We start from the raw sequence: 20,543 nt of genomic DNA on the forward strand, positions 1-20,543 counted from the left end.
TTCACGCGAGTGCGGTTGTTCGAGCGGTTATTCGAGCCACTCCGAATAGTTCACACACTCGTTGATGGGCCACTTCTCCTCCCATGAGAAGTCCTCCGTCACAGCCGCGCCGAAGGTGTCCTCGAAGGCGGGGTTCCACGATCGCGGAATGACGTGGGTCGCGGACCGCCAGTCGGAGATGTTGGTCGCGGTGAACTTCAGCGTGACCGTCTGCTCCTTCTTGTTGATCGATTTGATCCTGCCGGTGGCGGAGTAACTGCCGAGGAACGCGTCGGCCTGGTTCTCCGTGCCGAGACCGCCGTTGGTCAGCACACCGGCGATGTCGTTCGCCGCCCCGCGCAGGGAGTTGAACTTGTACCAGGGGCTGCCCGGCTCGGGGCCGACGTCCTTGTAGCGGAACTCCTGGGCCTCCTTGGCGGCCGGAGCGCGCATGCCCTTGTCCCGGGCCTGGCCCACCAGCTTGGTCCGCCACTCACCGAACGTGTCGTCCTGCGCCAGGATCGACGTGAACGCGTCACCGCCGCGGAAGTCCTGGTGCTCGCGCAGCGGGTAGCCGCCGCCCCACAGCCAGCCGAAGAACAGGCCGCGCGAGGACTCCCAGCGGTTGGCCGCCTTGGGGTCGCTGACGATGCCCCAGTCGGGCGTCGAGGCGATCAGCTCCTGCAAGGACATGCCCTGCGGCTGGAACGGCAGGTCCCAGGACTTGGTGATGAAGTTGTACGTCGCTCCCGGCTGCCACTGGTTGATCGGCTGGCCGGTCGCGCCGGACGAGGAGGTCGGCGCGGAGCCGCCCCCCGAACCGACCGCGTCGAGCGCGGCGCCGACCAGGCCCAGCACGGCACCCACGGCACCGCCGATGATGGCGCCGATGGTCCCCAGGATCCCGCCGATGGAGTCGGACATACCGGTCGGGTCGGAGTGGGTGACGGGGCTGTTGCTGGAGTAGGCGTAACCGTTGAGGGTCTGCGGCTTCTCCGGCTCCAGCAGCGGGTCGACGCTGAGGAACCTGCCCGTCGCCGGGTCGTACTGGCGGGCGCCGAGGTGTGTCAGGCCCGTCGTCGTGTCCGTCGGCTTGCCGAGGAAGCCCTTGTCGTCGGGCCAGGTGCCGCTCGTCGTCCCGCGCGGGGCGCCGAACGGCTTGGTGTAGCGCTTGACGAAGGTCAGGGTGTCGGAGGCGATCGCCAGGCTCGACGTGCCCTGGTGGTTGCCGGCCAGGAAGGTGAGCTTGGTGCCGGTCACGCCCGCGGTGGCGGTGCGCACGGCGATCGTCGTGGCGCCCGCGGTGTAGGACCGGGCACCCGAGAGCACCTTGGTGGCGCCGCCCCCGCTCACCTTGAGCCGGACCTCGGTGACGCCCAGGTAGAGCACGGTCTCGCCGTCGGTGGTGGTGGGCCGCCGGATGAGCAGCTCACCGCCCGCGTCGTAGAGGTAGCCCGTGCCGGTGGCCGGCTTGGTGCCCGCCGCGGGTTCGCTCGCGGTGGCGAGCTTGCCCTCGGTGTCCCAGGTCAGCGTCTGGGTGGCCTGGGTGCCGGGCCGGGTCAGGGTGTCGCCGGTGTCGTTGTAGGTGTAGTTGACGGTCGTCGAGCCGCTCACCGTGGAGGACAGGGCGTGCGGCTGGCCCTTGGCCGTGCCGTACCGGTAGTCGGTGACGACGTCACCGGAGGTGCCGTGCTCGGTCTGCTTGGAGCGCAGGCCGGAGGCGTTGTACTCGTAGCTCGTCCAGTACGGCGCGGCCCCGCCGAGGTTGGCGGTGGTGCGGCCGGAGGTGGCGCAGTCGGCGGTCTTCGGGGTCCAGGCCTCGCTCAGGCGGCGGTAGCCGTCGTAGGCGAAGCACTGGTAGTCCTCCTTGCCGGTCCCGCCGAGGGTGGTGCCGTCGTGAACGGAGGTGATGTTGCCGGCGTCGTCCTGGGAGAACTTCAGCTCCTGGAGCATGTAGCCGTGCACGTCGTCGGTGACGTACGACCGGGTGAGACGGCGGGTGCCGGCCTCGTAGTCGTGGTTGACGTAGATCTTCTTGGTGGAGGTCGGGTCGGTGGCCAGCGTCATCTGGCGCAGGTCACCGAGCGGTGAGTAGGCCACGCCCTGGAGGTAGCCGGTGGTGCCCTTGGCGGTCAGCACCTGGCCGAGCGCGTCATGGGTGTACGACACGGTCTCCGACGACAGTCCGGCCACCGCGGGCTGGGCCGCCTGCTTCACCGTGCCGTCGAGGTTGTACCCGGTGGAGAACGACAGGGTGGCGGGCACGCCCGCGGCCACCAGCGGGTCGGTGGACGGCAGGATCAGCTGGTTGTTGGTGACCTTGTACAGCGGGTCGTAGGCGGTGACCTTCTGGGTGTAGGCCTTGCCGGCGACGCCGCCGTCGTAGCGGACGGCCGTGTCCTGCTGTCCCTTGGCGAGCGTGTCGAACGTCCAGGCCGCCAGCTTGTTGGCGTCGGTCTTCGTCGTCTGCCACATGCCGGTCTTGCGGCCGAGGATGTCGTACTCGAACAGCAGCACCTTGCCGCGGCTGTCGGTGGACTTCACCGCCTGGTCGAGCTCGTTGTGCTCGGTGGTGGTCGTGCCCTTGTCGGGGTCGGTGACGGTCACCTGGCGGCCGAAGAGGTCGTAGGTGTACGACCACTTGGACTGGTCGTGGGCGGTGATGGTCTCCTGCCGGTCGGCGTCGTCGAAGGTGTAGCGGGTGGTCATGTAGTCGGTGCCGGTCGGGCTGGGGCCCGCGTAGTCCCGGCGTTCGACGGTCTGGCCGAGCGCGTTGGTGACGACCGCGTTGGCGCTGCCGCCGGCCGGTGCGCTGGTGAGCACCGTGTCACCGAGGTACGTGGTGGCGATCGACCACTTGGTGACGCCGTAGCTCTTGGTGGTCGCCTTGGTGACGCGGCCCATGCCGTCGTAGACGCTGTCGGTCTGCTTGGGCGCCTGGCCGCCGTCGATCTGCACGATCGTGCCGGACGGCACGGCCATGTTGTCCCAGATGTCGGCCTGGGCGGTCACGGGCAGGCCGCGGCCGTCGTACAGGGTCTGGGCGATGACCCGCCCGCCCGCGGCCGACGGCGCCTGCACCTGGCGGGTGCGCAGCAGCGAGTCGTAGATCTCGTACGTGGTGTTGTAGCCGGAGCCGTCGCCCTTGAGCGAGGCGCTGGACACCCACGGCAGCGAGCCGGACTTGACGCTGTAGGCGTACACGTAGTTGGCGGTCTTGCCGAGCGCCCGGGAGCGGTTGGGCAGCCACACGCTGGTGACCCGGCCGAGGCTGTCGTACGCCGTCTCGGTCACCTTGCCGTTGGGGTCGGTGACCTTCAGGTCGACGCCGAGACCGAAGTCCTTGACAGTGACCGTCTTGTAGGCCTTGGCGTTGCCGACCGTGGTCTGGGTGAGCGGGCCGGCGGCCACCGGGACGTACTCGGTGGTGGACGTGGTGACGTTGTTGGCGTTCTTCAGCAGGGTGGGACGGCCCAGCGTGTCGTACTCCGTGACGCCGGTCTGCTGCCACAGCGGCTGGTCGTCGGTGCCGTACCCCTTGGCCCGGCCGGTCCAGCGCGCGTCGCCCTTGGTGGGCACCTGCGTGGCGGACCAGGTGAGCGAGTCGTAGGAGGTGGCGGTGTCGGAGACCACGTCGCCGGTGCGCGTGGCGTCGGCCGGCAGGTCCAGGGACGTGTCGGCGACGGAGCACGCCCTGCCGACGATGCGGGTCCGGGAGACCAGCGCGGTCAGGCCGGTGGCCCCGTTGCGGGCGTACCAGGTGCGGGTGCACTTCTCGTCACCGGTCACCGCGTCGTCGCCCTGGTCCTCGACGGTGCTCGGCATGCCGTAGGCGTCGTAGGTGGTCTTCGTGGTGCGGACCCGGTCGGCCGGGGTGAGCTTGCTGGTGACGTTGGTGCGGGCGTGCGAGGCGCCGACGCGGACGAAGTACGCCTCGGTGTCGGCGTACGACTTGTGCTGGGTCGCGGTCCGCTGCGACCAGGGGTCGTTGACGGTGCCGGAGACCTCGGTGGTGCCGTCGTAGGAGACGGACTCCCGGCTGAAGCCGGCGAACTGCTCGGAGTCGGTGATCTCCGCGGCCTTGACGCCGGTGACCTTGACGGTCTTGCGGGCGTCCGGGTCGGGGGTCTTGCCGTCGGTGCCGAGGACGCGGTCGCCGTTCATGCCGCGCAGGTACACCGTGACCGTCTTGGTCTGGGTGCCCTCCGAGGGGCCGGTGAGGTGGGTGACCTTGCCGAAGCCGCGCCAGTCGGACCAGGTGCGCTCCTTGGCGGGGGTCAGCGGGTTCTCGTTGTAGTGCCAGGCGCCGCCGCCGGAGTACTGGTAGGTGTGCTGGACCGCCTCGGAGCCGCCGAGGGGGTCGGTGGTGCGCACCGCGCTGACCGGGTACTTCTGGAACCAGTCGAGGATCGGTTCCGCCTGGCCGTAGGGCGACCAGTACACCGGGTAGCAGCGCTTGGTGTTCTCGTCGACCTTGGGCATGGTCTGCCCGGCCACGCAGTCGGCGGCGAGGTAGTCGACGATGGTCTGCGCGCCGGTCTCGGAGACGACCGTCTTCAGTCGCGGCCGCTCGAACGACAGGATGTCGTCGCTCGGGCTGTCCACCCGGTTGGGCAGGAAGACGTGGGAGAACTTGACCGGGTCGAGGGCGAGGTCGGTGCCGCGCTTGCCGATGTGCTTGATCTCGTCCAGCCACAGCGACTGGTCGGTGGAGTCACCGGTGTCGCCCGGGTCGAGGTAGAGGTGCTTGAACTCCCAGGCGTCGACGGCCGAGAAGGCGGGGGTGGTCGCCGCCGCGTCCCAGGCGTAGGTGGTGACGGCGGTCAGCCGCTTACGGGTGAAGAAGGACGGGCTGTCCAGGTAGGGGCACTCGTCGCCGTCCTTGCAGATCTGGTCGAACGGCACGTCCGGCCAGTTGTCCCGGGTGCTGTCGGTGAGCGAGTCGCAGCCCGTGCCGGTGGCCAGGCAGCGCTCGGCGTAGGACAGGACGATCTTGTTCGAGGCTTCCGGGGTGGCGCTGAACAGGGCGCCGGCGCGCTGCCCGTAGCGGATCTCCTTGAGATAGCCGCCGCGGACGTACTGGGTGCCGGTGTTGTCGTCGCCGAGCTTGTCGTAGTTGTTGGTCTCGTCCTCGTACCAGTAGCTCGACGCGTTGCCGTGGGTGTCCTCGACGTAGTCGAGGTTCCAGCGCCAGGCCTGCTTCTTGTCGCGCTCGGCGAAGGTGGTGCCGGAGGAGTAGCCGGGCTCGCCCTCGTCGTCGCCGAAGACCGGCACGGTCCACACCGACTTGGTGCGGACGTCGGTGGCGGCGCCGTCGAGCTTGTTCAGGCCGAAGACGAACTTGGTGCCGTCGCTGGTGGTGACGGTCCAGTACTCGCCGTTGTCGTCGCCGTTCTCGGCCCCGACGGAGCGGGTGACCTTGGAGCCGTCGTCGTTCTTCAGACGCCACTCACCCGTGGTGTCGTCCTTGACCAGCTCGGTGGCCCTGCCGTTGAGGACCAGCGAGGCGTTCTCGTACTTCCAGCACAGGTCGTGCTTGTCGCTGTGGCCGTCGTCGGTGCAGGAGCCGTAGTTGCGCTCGATGTAGGACGAGGTGATCTCGAAGCCCTCACCGACCTGCGTGCCCTGGTTGTTGCTGGTGGCGGTACGGCCGTCCACGCTGCCGGAGTCGTACGACAGCGCCAGATCCGGGCCCTTGCCCGCGGCCGGCTGCGGCGACTTCAGCGGGTAGGTCCAGGTGAAGCTGCCGGAGCTGCCGCCCGCCTCCCAGGTGGAGGACGCGGAGAGCGGGGTGGCCTTGTAGTCGCCGTCGGCGGAGGCGGTGCCGGCCGTCAGCGCGAGCATCATGGTCGGGCCGCCGGTCGACGACGTGGTGGCCGTCGGCCGCGCGGCGGTCTTCGGCGCGAACGTCAGATCGGCGGTGATCCGCTCGTCACCGCGGGCGTTGACGAAACCGACCGGGGTCGCGGCGGGGCACTTGACGGGCTTGCCGGGCTTCACCGGCTTGCCGGTCTTCGGGTCCTTGCCGGCCTTGGCCGCCGTCGGGGCGCAGTCGGGCAGGCTCAGCACGCGGAGCCGGCCCGCCCAGTCGCCACCGTAGGCGGCGGCGAACGCCGAGTAGTCGATGCCGAGCCGGGCGCGGCCGCCGGCCGCGGGGCCGGTCACCTTCAGGACCACGCCCTTGACGCCCAGGTTCCGGGCGGCCTTCTGGTCCAGCACGTCGACCTGGACCGACGTGGCGCGCCGGTCGTTCTTGCCGGTGGGCGCGCTGACGGTGACGGGCAGGGCGCCGGGCTTGGCCCGCGCCGCGCCCTTGGCGGGCACGGTCAGCCGGGCCGAACCGGCGGTCGGCCAGGTGGTGTTCCTGGCCTGGTCCTTGACGGCACGCCGGGCCGCGGTCTGGTCGGCGCGGGCCGCGGTGCGCATCGCGGCGGCCGTCCTGGCGTCGGTCTTCCCCTTGAAGGGCACGACCTTCTGGGCGCGCGGCGCGGACAGCTTGGGCCGGCCGAGCGGGTCGACGTCGTCGGCCATGGCCGCCGCGGGGGCGAGCAGACCGGGCAGCAGCCCGAGGCTGACGACCACGCTGACGCGCCGCAGCCAGGGCGCGCGGTGGGGTGAGGTCCGGTCCGGCGCGGGCCGGCCCGGGGGTTCGGGTCGTATCAAGAACGGAGTCCCTTGATGGAGAAGGAGCAGGGGGTCGGGCGCAGGCCGCCGGAACCTGCGGGAGCGCACGCGGCGGCAGCGCGTCGCGGGGCGCGCCGGACGGGCGCGCCGAGGTGCGGGGGGTTGTGCCGAGGCGGCCCGGGGGCGGGAGGTCCCGCGCCCCGGGCCGCGTCGGTGTGAGAGGGGGTCAGTCCGTCACAGGGTCAGACGGTCACAGGCCGCCGAGGACCTGCGACCGGACCTGGTCGGCGCTCATCGCGCCGGTCCACACGCGCAGTTCCTCCAGCGCGCCGGGCAGGTAGTTCCCGGTGGTGCCGCCCTTGCTGCCGCGGCCCACGGAGATCGTGCCGGTGCCGAGCTGCGCCGCGGTGAACCCGGACGCGCCTTCCGAGGGCTGGTCGAACTCGCCCACGAAGAGGTGGAGCTTGCCGTAGCGGGTCGCCGTCTTGGTGGGGTCGTTCGGGTCGGTCCACTCCCAGGCCTCCTGGGCGTCGAAGACGCCGGTGACCTGGACCCAGGTGTCGGTGGCGGCGACGTCACCGGCCGGCACCTCGGCGCTCTGGGTGACCTTGCCGTCGCTGCCGACCGCGGTCCGCGTGAACTTCCACTGGTAGACGCCTTCGGCGGGCTTGACGACCCACAGTGCCCAGGAGGACTCACCGGTGGAGGCCTGCTGTGCGGCGACCACGCCCTGGTAGCCGACCGGCTTGGTGGCCAGCTTCGCGGAGTCCAGCTGGACCCGGGTGGTGACGGTGAACGAGCCGCTCTCGTCGACGACCGGTCCGGTCGCCCCCGCGTGACCCGCGGTGCCGTCGAGGAACAGGGCGTTGTTCTCCCCGTCCAGGACCGCGCCCGAGGCGGACAGCGCCAGGTTGGGCACGCCGTACGGGCCGACCTCCTGGACCGCGGTGCCGGTCGAGGATCCCGCGTCCCAGTGCGCCACCAGCTCGTTGGCGGCGACGCCGTTCTCCAGGAGCTGCGCCTGCTGGGTGATCTCGTCGGGCGTCAGCACCCGCTGCCACACGTTGACCTCGTCGAGCCGGCCGCGGAAGTGCTCGCCGTACGTGCCGCCGACCAGCGAGCGGCCGAACTGGAGGCCGCCGGTGGAGGTCCACGGGGTGTACGCGGTCGACAGGGAGTTGAGGACCACGGGCTGGCCCTGCGGACGCCCGTTGACGAACAGCTGGATGGTGTCGTTCGTCTTGTCGGCGTCGTTCTTCGTGTTGAAGACGCCGGCCAGGTGGGTCCAGACCCGCAGCGGCGGGTTGGCGGTGTCCGCGATCGACCGAAGATAGGTCTGGCCCGTGCTCACGTCGGCCGCGGTGCGGTTGAACACCCACTTCTTGTACGACGCGGAGTAGTACAGGGTGAACGCCGAGGCGTTGGTGCCCGGGGCCGCCATCGCCACGTGCGTGGTCGTGGCGTCCGTCAGGAACGCCCAGGTCGAGATGGTGAACGAGTCCTTGGTGTTCACCGCCGGGGCCGCGGTGGCCGCGTATCCCTGCTGGTAGGCGGGGTTGGCGCTGTCCAGCCACAGCGAGTAGTCGGCGTCGCCGCGGCGGGCGAGCGAGGACCAGCCGGCGCCGCCGGTGTAGAGCGTGGCGTCGTGGCGGGTGCCCTCGGTCGCGGTGTCCTTCGCCACCGTCACGCCCGAGCCGGGCGCGCCGTCGTCGAAGTGCCAGGTGCCCGCGGCGCCCTGGGCCGGGGCGACCTTGAAGCTGAACTCGGAAGGGGCGCCCCAGCGGTTGCGGACGTCCTTGGCCTCCACGGACAGCACCTGCGTGCCGGCCAGCGACGGTGTGACGTCGTTGACGGTGACCGTGGTGCCGGTGACCGGCTTGGCCTCCTTGGCGGAGGTGGTCAGCAGCCGCCAGCGGTAGCCGGTGATGTCGGTGTCCGCGGCGTTGGGCTTGAAGGTGAAGCTGCCCGGGACGCCCGGACCGCCCTTGGGGTCGCACAGGTTGGTGGTGCACTCGGTGTACGGGGTGCCGGCGATGATCACCGGCGCCTTCGGCGCGGTCGAGTCGATCTTGAAGTAGCACCAGGGGGAGTACGAGGAGAACAGGTCGCCGGTCTTGCCGTTGTACGACCAGTGCGACTGGGTGCGGGCGCGCAGCCGGTACAGGCCGCCGTCGGCCCGGTTGGTGGTGCGCATCTTCTCCAGCGTGCCGTCCGGGTCCCAGCCGGTGTCCGGCCGGTAGTCGGACCACACCTGGTGCCAGGCGGCGTCGTCACCGCGTTCGACGACGTACTCGGCCTGGAGGGAGCCCTCTTCGTCGCCCAGGTTGTGCTCGACCGCGGTCTGCACGCGCGCCTGGACCATCGGGTCGACGCGGGTGACGATCAGCGGGTCGGAGGAGGACGTCTTGCAGTAGGCGGTGGTGCCGTCGCCGGGGATCAGGCCGACGTCGGTGGGCACGCCCGGCTTGAAGGCGTAGTTGACCTTCAGTTCGGCGTTGTCGTCGAACCGCTTCCAGGCCGACGCGTCGGACTCGTCCTTGGCCCGCAGCATGAAGGTGAGCCGGTTGATCTTGCCGTCGGCGAAGCTGCGCACCGTGGAGGTGAGGTTCTCGTCGGCCTCGTCCGGGTTGTCGTTGAACTCGATCCACTGGTCGGGCTGCTCGGGGCTGCACTGGGTGCCGCGGCCGGCCGAGACGTAGCGGTCGCCCATCTGGTCGAGCTGCGTGGGACCGGGCCAGGTGGTGCCCTCGGAGATGTTGTTGGTGCGCTCCAGGTCGACCCACTTGGGCTCGCAGCTGAAGGACCAGGTCTCGAAGGCGCGGAAGGTGGCGTCCAGGACGTACTTGCCCGCGAGCTTCGACGGCGAGAACTCGAAGTACATGCGGTTGGTGTAGTTGTTGCCGCAGTAGTACGGGCCGGAGACGCTGCACCGGCCGACGCCGTAGTCGCCGTTGAACATCCAGAACTTGTCGCCGTCCGAGGACAGCACGGTCCGCTCGGACACCCCGAGGCCCACCGACGGGTCGATGTAGACGGGGTACACGGTGTCCTTGCCGCGCAGCAGGCCGAGGTCGGGCGTGACCGACACGGTGTCGCCGCTGACCTGGACCGGCATCACGGCGCTGGCGTCGCCGGAGTGCGGCTGGGTGCCGTGCTCGACGGGGTCGGGGACCGGCGCGGGCGTGGCGGTGTCGTCGGCGGTCATGAGCTGGGTGCTCGGGCCGTCGGCGCCGGACTCGCCGGTGCCGCTCGCGGAGTCCCACATCTGGCCGGCCGGGCCCTTGAACACGGTGTTGCCGTCGGCGTCGACGGCGCGCAGGCCGCCGCCCGCGCCGGGCACCACGTCCAGGTCGGTGGCCGACGCCCGCAGCTGGACCCGGTTGAGCTTGGGGTTGGCCGCCGCCTGGGCGGACTTGACGACGAGCACCTCGCGGTAGCCCTCGGCGGTGGCGGTGAGCTCCAGGTCGACGCCCTTGAGGACCTCGGGGTAGACGGCCTTGTCGCCCTCGATGCGGGGCTCGGGCAGCTTGCCCGGCCAGTCCAGGCGCAGCGCGCCCTGTTCGCTGCCGAGGCTGATCAGGCCGGTGCCGTCGCCGCCGCCGGAGAAGGACAGGTCGACCACGGCGGCCTTGGGGCCGACGGTTCCGTCGGGCCGGCGTTCGAGGGTGGTGTCCACCGTGCGCCAGGAGCCGTCGTCGTCCTTGACGCGCTGCGGCACCGCGGACTGCACGAGGGTGAAGGTGCCGTCCGGGTTGGCCATGGTGGTGGAGTACTCGGTGCGTTCACCGGTGACCTCGACCTGCTTGCCGGTGGCCGCGGCGCGGGCGGCGGCGGTGCCGTGCGTGGTCTCGGTGGTGGCGGGCGTCGCCTCGCCGGGTGCGGCGGAAGCCGTTGCTGCGAACGCCGGCAAGGACGCCAGCAGAGCCATCGACGTGATTCCGGTTGTGAACGCGAGCAAGACCCTTGGTCTTCTTCGCCGTTGACTTCCGGCCACGTTACGCGAGTGCGATCGCACGTGCCCCCCGCATTTCTCATCCGATCTTCATATTTGCTGGGACAGTTAACGGTGTGTCGGTTCCCCGATCAAGTGTGGCCTTGGTCACATCAGAGGATTGCACTCTTTGCAGACGGGTACTCAGGCAGGCCGTTGTCCGCATGCGGGGAGCGGCGCGTTGCGCAGCCGAGGGAAATTCGACGCGAAGTCAACGAGGCTTCGATTAAGGGAAGTTGGGGCTACAGAACAGGGGTGGCACACCCTCACAAGCCCCGCACAGATTCGATTCCAAGGACCCCCACCCCTGGGCGAGATCTGAGGTTAGGCTAACCTAATCTTTCGAGTTGTCCGGTGGGTGATCCCGCCCCGTTCGAAAGCAGCCACACTCATGTCCAACGCCAGAGCCACCCACCTCTCCCGCCGCGGCATCCTCGCCGCCGGCGGAGCCCTCGGCCTCGGTGCCGCGCTCGCGGCCTGCGGGGACAGCGACGACGCGAAAAGCGGTGGCTCGAAGTCGACGGCGAGCGCCGACACCAAGTCCGGTCCCTGGACGTTCAAGGACGACCGCGGCACGAACGTCGAGCTCGACGAAATCCCCGCGAACATCGTCGCGTTCACCGGCGTCGGAGCCGCGCTCCACGACTACGGCATCCAGGTCAAGGGCGTCTTCGGCCCGACCAGGACCACCGACGGCAAGCCCGACGTCCAGGCCGGCGACATGGACATCACCAAGGTGGAGATCCTCGGCAACGTCTGGGACGAGTTCAACGTCGAGAAGTACGCGGCGCTCGCCCCCGACGTCCTCATCTCCACGATGTTCGACAACGCCGGCACCCTCTGGTACGTCCCCGAGGCCTCCAAGGACAAGATCGCCAAACTCGCCCCGAGCGTCGGCATCTCCGTCTACGACCGTCAGCTCACCGCTCCGCTGGAGCGGATGTGGGAGCTCGCCGCGTCGCTGGGCGCCGACATGACGGCGGCCAAGGTCACCGACGCCAAGAAGCGCTTCGAGGCGGCAGCCACCCGGCTGCGCGCCGCCGCCAAGGCCAAGCCCGACATCAAGGTCCTGGCCGGCTCCGCCGCCGACCAGCTCTTCTACGTCTCCGGCACCAACCTCTCCATCGACCTCGAGTACTTCAAGGCCCTCGGCGTGAACTTCGTCGAGCCGCCGGAGAGCGCGAAGAAGGCCGGCGGCGGCTGGTACGAGTCGCTCAGCTGGGAGAACGTCGACAAGTACCCGGCGGACATCATCATGCTGGACGACCGCTCCCAGGCGCTCCAGCCGGCGGCGATCACCAAGCCGACGTGGAAGCAGCTGCCCGCCGTCAAGGCCGGCCAGGTCATCGGCCGTTCGCCGGAGCCGATCCTCTCCTACGACAAGTGCGTGCCGCTCCTCGAGAACCTCGCCGAGGCCCTGGAGAAGGCGAAGAAGGTGGCCTAGGCCCTCTCGTTCGGATCGTCCCGGCGTCGCGGGGCCTGGCACGCACCTTTCGTCAACGCCCGTGCGAACACCTGATGGAACAATCGCCCCATGGCGGAAATCATCCAGAAGGACGGCACCTGGGTCTTCGACGGCGACGCCCTGCGGCTCACGCCCGGACGGGACAAGAACGTGAGCCTGTTGCGCCAGACCCTGGGGGAACTGGTCGTCCCCTTAGGCGCGTTGGCCGGGGTGTCGTTCGAGCAGGGCAAGAAGTCCGGGCGGCTCAGACTGCGGCTGCGTGACGGCGCCTGCCCGCTGCTGCACGCCACCGGCGGCCGGCTGACCGCACCGCACGATCCCTACCAGCTGCTGGTCGAGTCCGACCGTCACGGCGTGGCCGAGTACCTCGCGGACGAGGTCCGCAACGCGCTGCTCGTGGAGCAGGTCCCCGCCGGCCCGGTGGACACGTATCTGCTGCCGGGCCCGTCCGTGCCGCTGTCGGTGTCCGCCGGGGACGGCACCGCGAGCTTCGACGGCGAGCGGGTGCGGCTGGAGTGGAACTGGAAGACGGAGGAGGCCAAGGCCGCCGCCGGCGCCCGCACCCTGCCCCTCACCGAGGTCCAGGCCGTGGAGTGGCATCCGGCGGCCGGCCTGGAGAACGGCCATCTGCGCTTCACCGTGCGCGGCGCGGCCACCAAGGCCCCGCCGAAGTACGACCCCAACTCCGTGGAGCTGTGGGGCTTCAAGAAGGACCCGCTGATGGCGCTGGTCGCGGCGGCCGTGCAGGCCCGCCTCCCGCACCCGGCCGCACCCCCCGAGGACACCGCCCCGCCGCCGCGGCCGCTCCCGGCCGCGCCCGCCGAGGACGGCCATGACGCGCTGCTGCGCCGGCTGCGCGAGCTGGGCGAGCTGCACCGCGAAGGGGTCCTGACCGACGAGGAGTTCGCGCTGGCCAAGCAGGCGGTCCTCCAGCGGATGTGAGGACCGCCGCCCGGCGGTGCCCCGCCTTCCGGGCACCGCCGGTGCTACTTGGCCCGGCGCGCCACCGTGAAGTGGTCGACCCGCTCGCCGTTCTCGGCGATGCCGCTGACCCGCAGGGTGGCCTGGCGGCCCGTGGGGGCGGGGGTGACGTCCACGCGCAGGAACGAGTAGTCGAGGTAGCGCACCCGCGACCAGGCGACGGTCTCGTTCTGCTTGCCGTCCTTGCCGACCACGTAGGAGGCGATGGACTCGACGTCCTTCTCGTGGCCCTCGTAGGACTGGTCGGCGCTGAACGCGTACAGGCTGCGCCCGGCCGCGCCCGCGGTGACGTACACCACACCGTCGGTCTCGGGGTAGGCGGTGCCGCCGATCGGGAGCCGCTTGGCGACCTTGCCCGCCTTGATGACGTCGGTGCGCTCGTAGACGTGGTTGTGGCCGTTGATCACCAGGTCGACGGTGTACTTCTCGAACAGCGGCACCCACTCCTGGCGTACGCCGCCCTCGGAGGCGTGGGCGGTGGAGGTGCAGTAGGCGCAGTGGTGGAAGAAGACGACGATGAAGTCGATGTCCTTCGACGCGCGGAACTTCTTCAGCTGCGCCTCCAGCCAGGTGGTCTGGGTACCGCCCGAGAGGCCGAGGTTGGCGGGGATCTCGAAGGAGATGTCGTTGGCGTCGAGGGAGACGACGGCCGTGTTGCCGTGGGTGAAGGAGTAGACGCCGGGCAGGTGGGCGCGGTCGGGGCCGTTCTCGGGGAGCACCCAGCGGGCCTCCTCGCCGCCGTAACCGTTGGGCGAGTACCAGGCCTCCATGTCGTGGTTGCCGTACGCGACCATCCACGGGATCTGCTTGGCGACCGTCTCGGTCTGGGCGAGGAACTGGTCCCAGACGCGCGCGTCGAAGCCGGTGTCGGTCTTCAGGCCGGCGCCGGAGGGGTCGCCGTAGGCGATGTCACCGGCGTGCAGGTGGAAGGCCGGGTTCTGGCCGAGGATCAGGCTGTCGTTGGCGAGGCCGTGGTAGCCGACGCCCTGGTCGCCGAAGGCGGTGAAGGTGAAGGGCTCCTTGCGCGCGGGCGCGGTGGTGAAGGTGCCGAGGGTGCCGAGCAGCTGCGGGGCGGCCGGGTCGAACCCGGCGTGACCCACGCCGTAGTAATACGTGCGGCCGGGCCTGAGCCGGGTCAGCTTGGCGTGGACGTAGTACTGGGTGTGGTCGCCGCTCGCGCCGACCCCGGCCGGGGTGTGCAGCGTACGGATCTCGGCGGGGATCCGGTGGGAGAGGTCCCAGGGATGGGCGCCGACCCGCACGAAGGGCTTGTCGACGGCGACCGGGACCTGCCAGGAGATCGTCATCTCGGTGCGCGGGTCGGTGCCGTAGGCGAGGTGGCGGCCGAAGGGGGCGACGAGGGCGCCGTCGGCCTTCTCGGCGCGCGGGGCGGTGCGGGGCGCGGCCTGGGCGGTGGCGCCGGTCACGAACGCGCCGCCGGTGACGGCGCCCAGCGTGACGGCGCCGCCTCTGATCATCGTGCGGCGGGAGAACTTGGTGCGCAGGTACTCGTGCTGCTCGGCCATGCTCATGCGCTCGGCGAGCTGCTCGGGTACGCCCATGCGAGGAATGTCCATGGCGTCTGAAACTCGTCTTCCCGGGCGACGAGTTACGGGCGGGCGGATGGACGGCTCACGAACAGCCCCTCATGAGGCGTTCAATGTTCCCCCAAAGATCCTCAACAGGCGCCTGCCCGAATTCGGGCAGCTTTCTTGCGAAAGTGGCTCCGGTACCTCAGGATCTACCGGGTGCACGACGAACTTGTTGATCATCTGACGCGGTCCACGCCGCTGAACCGGGGCGAGGCGCTTCGGGTGATCCAGGACGTGCTCGCCTTCTTCGACGAGACGACCGAGGATTTCGTCCGTCGCCGCCACCGCGAGCTCCAGGCGCAGGGCCTGGTCAACGCGGAGATCTTCGAACGGATCGGGGCGGATCTGAAATACCGAGCGGTCGCCCCGCCCGAGCTGTCGCTCAGGCAACTGCGGCGCATCGTCTACGGCTGAACCGAAGCTTGGGGATATCTATACATGTGCGGAATTGTCGGATACATCGGGAAGCGTGACGTCGCCCCCCTCCTCCTGGAGGGCCTCCAGCGCCTGGAGTACCGCGGCTACGACTCTGCGGGCATCGTCGTCTCCTCCCCGAAGTCGGCCGGCCTGAAGATGGTCAAGGCCAAGGGCCGCGTCCGGGACCTGGAGGCCAAGGTCCCGGCCCGCTTCAAGGGCACCACCGGCATCGCCCACACCCGCTGGGCCACCCACGGCGCCCCGTCCGACGTGAACGCCCACCCGCACCTGTCGGCCGACCAGAAGGTCGCCGTCGTCCACAACGGCATCATCGACAACGCCTCCGACCTGCGCCGCAAGCTGGAGGCGGACGGCGTCGAGTTCCTCTCCGAGACCGACACCGAGGTCCTCACCCACCTCATCGCCCGCTCCCAGGCCGAGAAGCTCGAGGACAAGGTCCGCGAGGCGCTGCGCGTGGTCGAGGGCACCTACGGCATCGCCGTGATGCACGCCGACTTCCCCGACCGCATCGTCGTCGCCCGCAACGGCTCCCCGGTCGTCCTCGGCATCGGCGAGAAGGAGATGTTCGTCGCCTCGGACATCGCCGCCCTGGTCGCCCACACCCGCCAGATAGTCACCCTCGACGACGGCGAGATGGCCACCCTCAAGGCCGACGACTTCCGCACCTACACCACCGAGGGCACCCGCACCACCGCCGAGCCCACCACCGTGGAGTGGGAGGCCGCCTCCTACGACATGGGCGGCCACGACACCTACATGCACAAGGAGATCCACGAGCAGGCCGACGCCGTGGACCGCGTGCTGCGCGGCCGCATCGACGACCGCTTCTCCACCGTGCACCTCGGCGGCCTCAACCTGGACGCCCGCGAGGCGCGCCAGATCCGCCGCGTGAAGATCCTCGGCTGCGGCACCTCGTACCACGCGGGCATGATCGGCGCCCAGATGATCGAGGAGCTGGCCCGCATCCCCGCCGACGCCGAGCCCGCCTCCGAGTTCCGCTACCGCAACGCGGTCGTCGACCCCGACACCCTGTACATCGCCGTCTCCCAGTCCGGTGAGACCTACGACGTGCTGGCCGCCGTCCAGGAGCTCAAGCGCAAGGGCGCCCGCGTCCTCGGCGTGGTCAACGTGGTCGGCTCGGCGATCGCCCGCGAGGCCGACGGCGGCATCTACGTGCACGCCGGCCCCGAGGTCTGCGTCGTCTCCACCAAGTGCTTCACCAACACCACGGTCGCCTTCGCGCTGCTCGCGCTGCACCTCGGCCGCACCCGCGACCTCTCGGTCCGCGACGGCAAGCGGATCATCGAGGGCCTGCGCAAGCTGCCCGCGCAGATCGCCGAGATCATGAAGGGCGAGGAGGCGATCAAGGAGCTCGCCGAGCAGTTCGCCGAGGCCCGCTCGATGCTCTTCATCGGCCGTGTCCGGGGCTACCCGGTGGCCCGCGAGGCCTCCCTGAAGCTCAAGGAGGTCTCCTACATCCACGCCGAGGCCTACCCCGCCTCCGAGCTGAAGCACGGCCCGCTCGCCCTGATCGAGCCGGCCCTGCCCACGGTCGCGATCGTCCCCGACGACGACCTGCTGGAGAAGAACCGCGCCGCCCTGGAGGAGATCAAGGCCCGCAGCGGCAAGATCCTGGCCGTGGCCCACCAGGAGCAGGAGAAGGCCGACCAGACGATCGTCGTGCCCAAGAACGAGGACGAACTCGACCCGATCCTCATGGGCATCCCGCTCCAGCTGCTGGCGTACTACACGGCGAAGGCCCTGGGCCGGGACATCGACAAGCCGCGCAACCTCGCCAAGTCCGTGACGGTCGAGTAGTCACCGACGAGCGGTCACCGCGAGACGGACCCCCACGTGAGCCACCTTCACGTGGGGGTCCGCCCATCCGCCGGGGCCAACTCCCCGGCGCGCGCCGCGATTCAGCCGGCGGCCGTCACACCCCGGCCCGCAGCACGCCGTGGCAGGGCCGTGGGCCAGTGGGCCAGCGCCGCCGTCGCCGCGTACCAGGCCAGCGCGCCGGAGGCGACCGCGAACCAGCCGCCCGCCCGCTCCAGCCCGCCGCTGTCCGCGAACCGTCCGACGGCCAGCAGCACGAGCGCGACGGTGAACAGCCCGTACGTGCCCTGACCGAGCTGGTCCCCGCCCGCGAGGGTCAGGGAGAGCGCCACCAGGGCGAACAGCAGCAGGAAGAGCCCGGCCGCGTTGTCGGAGACCTGGGGTCCGGCCGAGACCGCCCAGGTGAACCAGAAGGCGCCGAGGACCGCGTAGGCCGTTCCGGCCGCGGTGTCGCGGTCGCGCAGGGCGAGCAGACCGGCGACGAACAGCGCGACGCCGCCGATGTAGTGGGCGATGGATACGGCGTCCGCCGCCGTCACGCCGTCGATCAGGTCGGTGTACCCGAGTCCGAACGCCAACAGGGTGACACCCAGGGCGAGTCGGCCGACGATCGTGGTGGTGCTTCCCGCAGAGACGTCGTTGTCCACGGCGGGCTCCCTTCATACGGTGTGCAGTTGTGGTGCGGTGACCGGTATATGCCCTTCACAAAAGCACAAACACCTCTACGCGCGAGTAGGTTCACGCAGCGCAGCAAGGGAGCCGGAGGTACCCAGGGCTCATCTCACCTGGGAGAACGGCGAGTTACGGAATGACAACGACGGGCCGCTTGGCCCGCTTGGCGAGCCGCCCGGCGACCGACCCGAAGATCCGCCCGACGATGCCGTGCGTCGAGCCGACGACGATCGCGTCGGCCTCGTACTCCCGCCCCACCTCTTCGAGTTCGTGACAGATGTCACCGCCGCGCTCGACCAGGATCCAGGGCACCTCGGCGAGGTAGTCCGCGCACGCGAGCTCCAGCCCCAGCACCTCGGTGCGGTGGTCCGGCACGTCGACGAAGACCGGCGGCTCGCAGCCGGCCCACACGGTGGTCGGCAGCCGGTTGGCCACATGGACGATGATCAGCCCCGCGCCGGAGCGGTGGGCCATGCCGATGGCGTACGCCAGGGCGCGCTCACTGGAGGTGGAGCCGTCGAAGCCGACAACCACCCCGTGCTTGAAGGCGGGGTCGCAGGTGGGGCGTACCTCTTCCGCCGCCAGGGGATCGGCCGCCGTGGGGTCGGCGACCGGCCGCTTGCGGTCCGCGGGTTCGAAGAATTCGTGACCGGCCATGGCTGTCTCGGCGTATCGATCCTTATACGGGTGGGACGAGCTGGAGCGGCGGAGCTGTGTCCGGGAATCATCTTCCCAACCCCATACCCCCAAGGGTACGGCGGCACGCCTCGTCGGCCCAGAGTCCCGCGCGTGGTCCGTGGGGGTTCCAGGGAGCATGCACGAGGGGGCGCCCGTAACGCAATGGTTGCTGCCCCGTACAGGCGGTTTGCACAGACTTCACTCACACCGCGCTCACCGAGTGAGTGACCGACCCGTCGAACAGGCGTTGAACCAGGTGAACCACCGCTCCAGAGAGGAGCCCGCCCCATGCCCGCATCCCGCGCGAACCCCGAGGCCCACGCCGGCGACGACAGGACGAGCGACCTGATCCGCTGGGCGGCCTTCAGCTGTCTCCTGGTCCCGGTGGTCCTCCTCTGGTACGGCACCTCCCTGGCCGGAGCCGCCGGCACCGCCCTCGGCCTCGCCGCCGTCACGGCCGCCTGCCGGCTGCTGCTGCGCCGGTCCGAACGGTACGCGGCCCGGCCGGCCGCCGAGGACCGCGCGGCGCACACGCCCCACCGCGGACGGCACCAGCGCACGGGAACGGGGTCCCACCGTGGCGGTCGTCACTCCGGCGGAAGCACACCGGTCGGCTGACCGGTTTTCACGCACGCCAACGCTTCTTTTCAGCCAACTTCCGGATACCGCGCACCCCTTGCCGTAACCACCCCCCACCCCCCGTATGACCTGCACGGAAAGGGTCTCGGGGGCCCTGTGCACCCTACGGAGATTGGCCACTGCCACAAGGCGCACTTCCCCGCACCTCCCACGAGTGCAACGCTTCGTGATCGAATGCTTCACGCCAAGTTGCCATGTCGACAATGTGCCGGGTGCCGAACTGGCCACTCCGGCATCACGCGACACAGTAGATTCGATCTTGACTGTCTACGGCGGGGGACTCGTGCAGGACCGAGGGGAAACGTGCAGGAGCGACACAACCGAGGAGCCGCGACCACCGAGGGGGGCTTAGCAGTATGAGCCACGACTCCACTGCCGCGCCGGAAGCCGCGGCCCGGAAACTGTCCGGGCGACGTCGCAAGGAGATCGTCGCGGTGCTGCTGTTCAGCGGCGGCCCCATCTTCGAGAGTTCCATTCCGCTGTCGGTGTTCGGGATTGACCGCCAGGACGCCGGCGTGCCGCGCTACCGCCTACTGGTGTGCGCCGGCGAGGACGGCCCGCTGCGGACCACAGGGGGCCTGGAACTCACCGCACCACACGGCCTGGAGGCGATCTCGCGGGCGGGCACGGTCGTCGTGCCGGCCTGGCGTTCGATCACCTCCCCGCCGCCGGCGGAGGCGCTCGACGCACTGCGCCGGGCACACGAGGAGGGCGCCCGCATCGTGGGCCTGTGCACCGGCGCGTTCGTGCTGGCGGCGGCGGGCCTGCTGGACGGCCGCCCGGCGACCACGCACTGGATGTACGCACCGACGCTGGCCAAGCGCTATCCGTCCGTGCACGTCGATCCCAGAGAGCTGTTCGTCGACGACGGCGACGTCCTGACGTCGGCGGGCACGGCGGCCGGAATCGACCTCTGTCTGCACATCGTGCGGACGGACCACGGCAACGAGGCGGCGGGCGCGCTGGCGAGGCGCCTGGTCGTACCACCGCGCCGGAGCGGAGGCCAGGAACGCTACCTGGACCGCTCTTTACCAGAGGAGATCGGCGCCGACCCGCTCGCCGAGGTCGTCGCCTGGGCGCTGGAGCACCTCCACGAGCAGTTCGACGTGGAGACGCTGGCGGCGCGCGCCTACATGAGCCGACGGACCTTCGACCGCCGGTTCCGGTCGCTGACGGGCAGCGCCCCGCTCCAGTGGCTGATCACCCAGCGCGTGCTCCAGGCGCAGCGTCTGCTGGAGACCTCCGACTACTCGGTCGACGAGGTCGCCGGCCGCTGCGGGTTCCGCTCGCCGGTGGCCCTGCGCGGCCACTTCCGGCGCCAGCTCGGCTCGTCGCCGGCCGCCTACCGGGCGGCGTACCGGGCCCGGCGGCCGCATGCGGAACGTTCAGCGCCGGACGGCGAGCCACAGGCACCCGTGGCGGCCGGGCCCTCCGGGGTCGGCGGTGGCCCGATGTCCGCGCTGCACCCGGAGAGCGGGGTGCCGCCGCAGGTACGGCGGACGGCCGGCGCGGGAGCCGTCGGCGGCCCCACGGGCTCGGCGTCCTCCTCACTGGCGAGCGAGCACGCGCGCGACGCGTACGCGGGGTCGCGGGCGAGTCTGCCGGGGGCGCGTAGCGGGATGTGAGCGACCGACGGCGGGGGCGGGGG

At 70.4% G+C, this 20,543-nt stretch carries 11 protein-coding genes; 6 read left to right on the top strand and 5 right to left on the bottom strand.

The features are described from left to right. Positions 1 to 27: 27 nt before the first annotated feature. Entirely contained in the window at positions 28 to 6,639 is a 6,612-nt protein-coding gene (locus tag ALMP_RS21300) for an RHS repeat domain-containing protein (protein WP_375803515.1), read from the bottom strand. A 214-nt stretch (positions 6,640 to 6,853) separates the two neighbouring features. Further along, positions 6,854 to 10,531, bottom strand: coding sequence for a LamG-like jellyroll fold domain-containing protein (locus ALMP_RS21305; protein ID WP_264930962.1), 3,678 nt, complete (start codon positions 10,529 to 10,531; stop codon positions 6,854 to 6,856). 454 nt (positions 10,532 to 10,985) lie between these two features. On the opposite strand from ALMP_RS21305, the gene ALMP_RS21310 reads away from it, so the two are divergent. After that, entirely contained in the window at positions 10,986 to 12,038 is a 1,053-nt protein-coding gene (locus tag ALMP_RS21310) for an ABC transporter substrate-binding protein (RefSeq protein WP_264930677.1), read from the top strand. 90 nt (positions 12,039 to 12,128) lie between these two features. Then, on the top strand, positions 12,129 to 13,001 hold the full coding sequence (locus tag ALMP_RS21315) for a DUF4429 domain-containing protein (RefSeq protein WP_264930679.1): 873 nt from the start codon (positions 12,129 to 12,131) through the stop codon (positions 12,999 to 13,001). 44 nt (positions 13,002 to 13,045) lie between these two features. On the opposite strand, the gene ALMP_RS21320 is transcribed toward ALMP_RS21315, so the two are convergent. Beyond that, positions 13,046 to 14,602: a metallophosphoesterase family protein gene (locus ALMP_RS21320; RefSeq protein ID WP_264930682.1), complete on the bottom strand. Its 1,557-nt coding sequence runs from the start codon at positions 14,600 to 14,602 to the stop codon at positions 13,046 to 13,048. A gap of 186 nt (positions 14,603 to 14,788) precedes the next feature. Between ALMP_RS21320 and ALMP_RS21325 the strand changes: the two genes are divergently transcribed. Together ALMP_RS21325 and glmS are read left to right on the top strand one after the other, a co-directional pair. Beyond that, entirely contained in the window at positions 14,789 to 15,046 is a 258-nt protein-coding gene (locus ALMP_RS21325; RefSeq protein ID WP_264930683.1) for a hypothetical protein, read from the top strand. A 24-nt stretch (positions 15,047 to 15,070) separates the two neighbouring features. Continuing rightward, the gene (glmS, locus tag ALMP_RS21330) at positions 15,071 to 16,888 is read left to right on the top strand and encodes a glutamine--fructose-6-phosphate transaminase (isomerizing) (protein ID WP_264930685.1); all 1,818 of its coding nucleotides are present in this window, start codon (positions 15,071 to 15,073) and stop codon (positions 16,886 to 16,888) included. Positions 16,889 to 16,989: 101 nt separating this feature from the next. Here glmS and ALMP_RS21335 read toward each other — a convergent pair whose 3' ends face one another. After that, positions 16,990 to 17,553 carry a GPR1/FUN34/YaaH family transporter gene (locus ALMP_RS21335; protein WP_264930686.1) on the bottom strand — a complete coding sequence of 188 codons (564 nt, stop codon included), beginning with the start codon at positions 17,551 to 17,553 and terminating at the stop codon, positions 16,990 to 16,992. Positions 17,554 to 17,707: 154 nt separating this feature from the next. Continuing rightward, complete coding sequence (locus ALMP_RS21340) at positions 17,708 to 18,235, bottom strand: universal stress protein (RefSeq protein WP_264930688.1); 528 nt, start codon at positions 18,233 to 18,235, stop codon at positions 17,708 to 17,710. Between the two features lie 309 nt (positions 18,236 to 18,544). Between ALMP_RS21340 and ALMP_RS21345 the strand changes: the two genes are divergently transcribed. Together ALMP_RS21345 and ALMP_RS21350 are read left to right on the top strand one after the other, a co-directional pair. After that, on the top strand, positions 18,545 to 18,874 hold the full coding sequence (locus ALMP_RS21345) for a hypothetical protein (RefSeq protein WP_264930690.1): 330 nt from the start codon (positions 18,545 to 18,547) through the stop codon (positions 18,872 to 18,874). Positions 18,875 to 19,251: 377 nt separating this feature from the next. Next, positions 19,252 to 20,520: a helix-turn-helix domain-containing protein gene (locus ALMP_RS21350; RefSeq protein ID WP_264930691.1), complete on the top strand. Its 1,269-nt coding sequence runs from the start codon at positions 19,252 to 19,254 to the stop codon at positions 20,518 to 20,520. The last annotated feature ends 23 nt before the right edge of the window (positions 20,521 to 20,543 follow it).

Source organism: Streptomyces sp. A012304 (assembly GCF_026008495.1).
Classification (GTDB): domain Bacteria; phylum Actinomycetota; class Actinomycetes; order Streptomycetales; family Streptomycetaceae; genus Streptomyces.

Excerpts from the sequence above, each read along its gene's own strand:
- glmS (WP_264930685.1), top strand. The coding sequence starts at position 15,071 with ATGTGCGGAATTGTCGGATACATCGGGAAGCGTGACGTCGCCCCCCTC.
- ALMP_RS21315 (WP_264930679.1), top strand. The coding sequence starts at position 12,129 with ATGGCGGAAATCATCCAGAAGGACGGCACCTGGGTCTTCGACGGCGAC.
- ALMP_RS21340 (WP_264930688.1), bottom strand. The coding sequence starts at position 18,235 with ATGGCCGGTCACGAATTCTTCGAACCCGCGGACCGCAAGCGGCCGGTC.
- ALMP_RS21345 (WP_264930690.1), top strand. The coding sequence starts at position 18,545 with ATGCCCGCATCCCGCGCGAACCCCGAGGCCCACGCCGGCGACGACAGG.
- ALMP_RS21310 (WP_264930677.1), top strand. The coding sequence starts at position 10,986 with ATGTCCAACGCCAGAGCCACCCACCTCTCCCGCCGCGGCATCCTCGCC.
- ALMP_RS21305 (WP_264930962.1), bottom strand. The coding sequence starts at position 10,531 with ATGGCTCTGCTGGCGTCCTTGCCGGCGTTCGCAGCAACGGCTTCCGCC.
- ALMP_RS21350 (WP_264930691.1), top strand. The coding sequence starts at position 19,252 with ATGAGCCACGACTCCACTGCCGCGCCGGAAGCCGCGGCCCGGAAACTG.
- ALMP_RS21320 (WP_264930682.1), bottom strand. The coding sequence starts at position 14,602 with ATGGGCGTACCCGAGCAGCTCGCCGAGCGCATGAGCATGGCCGAGCAG.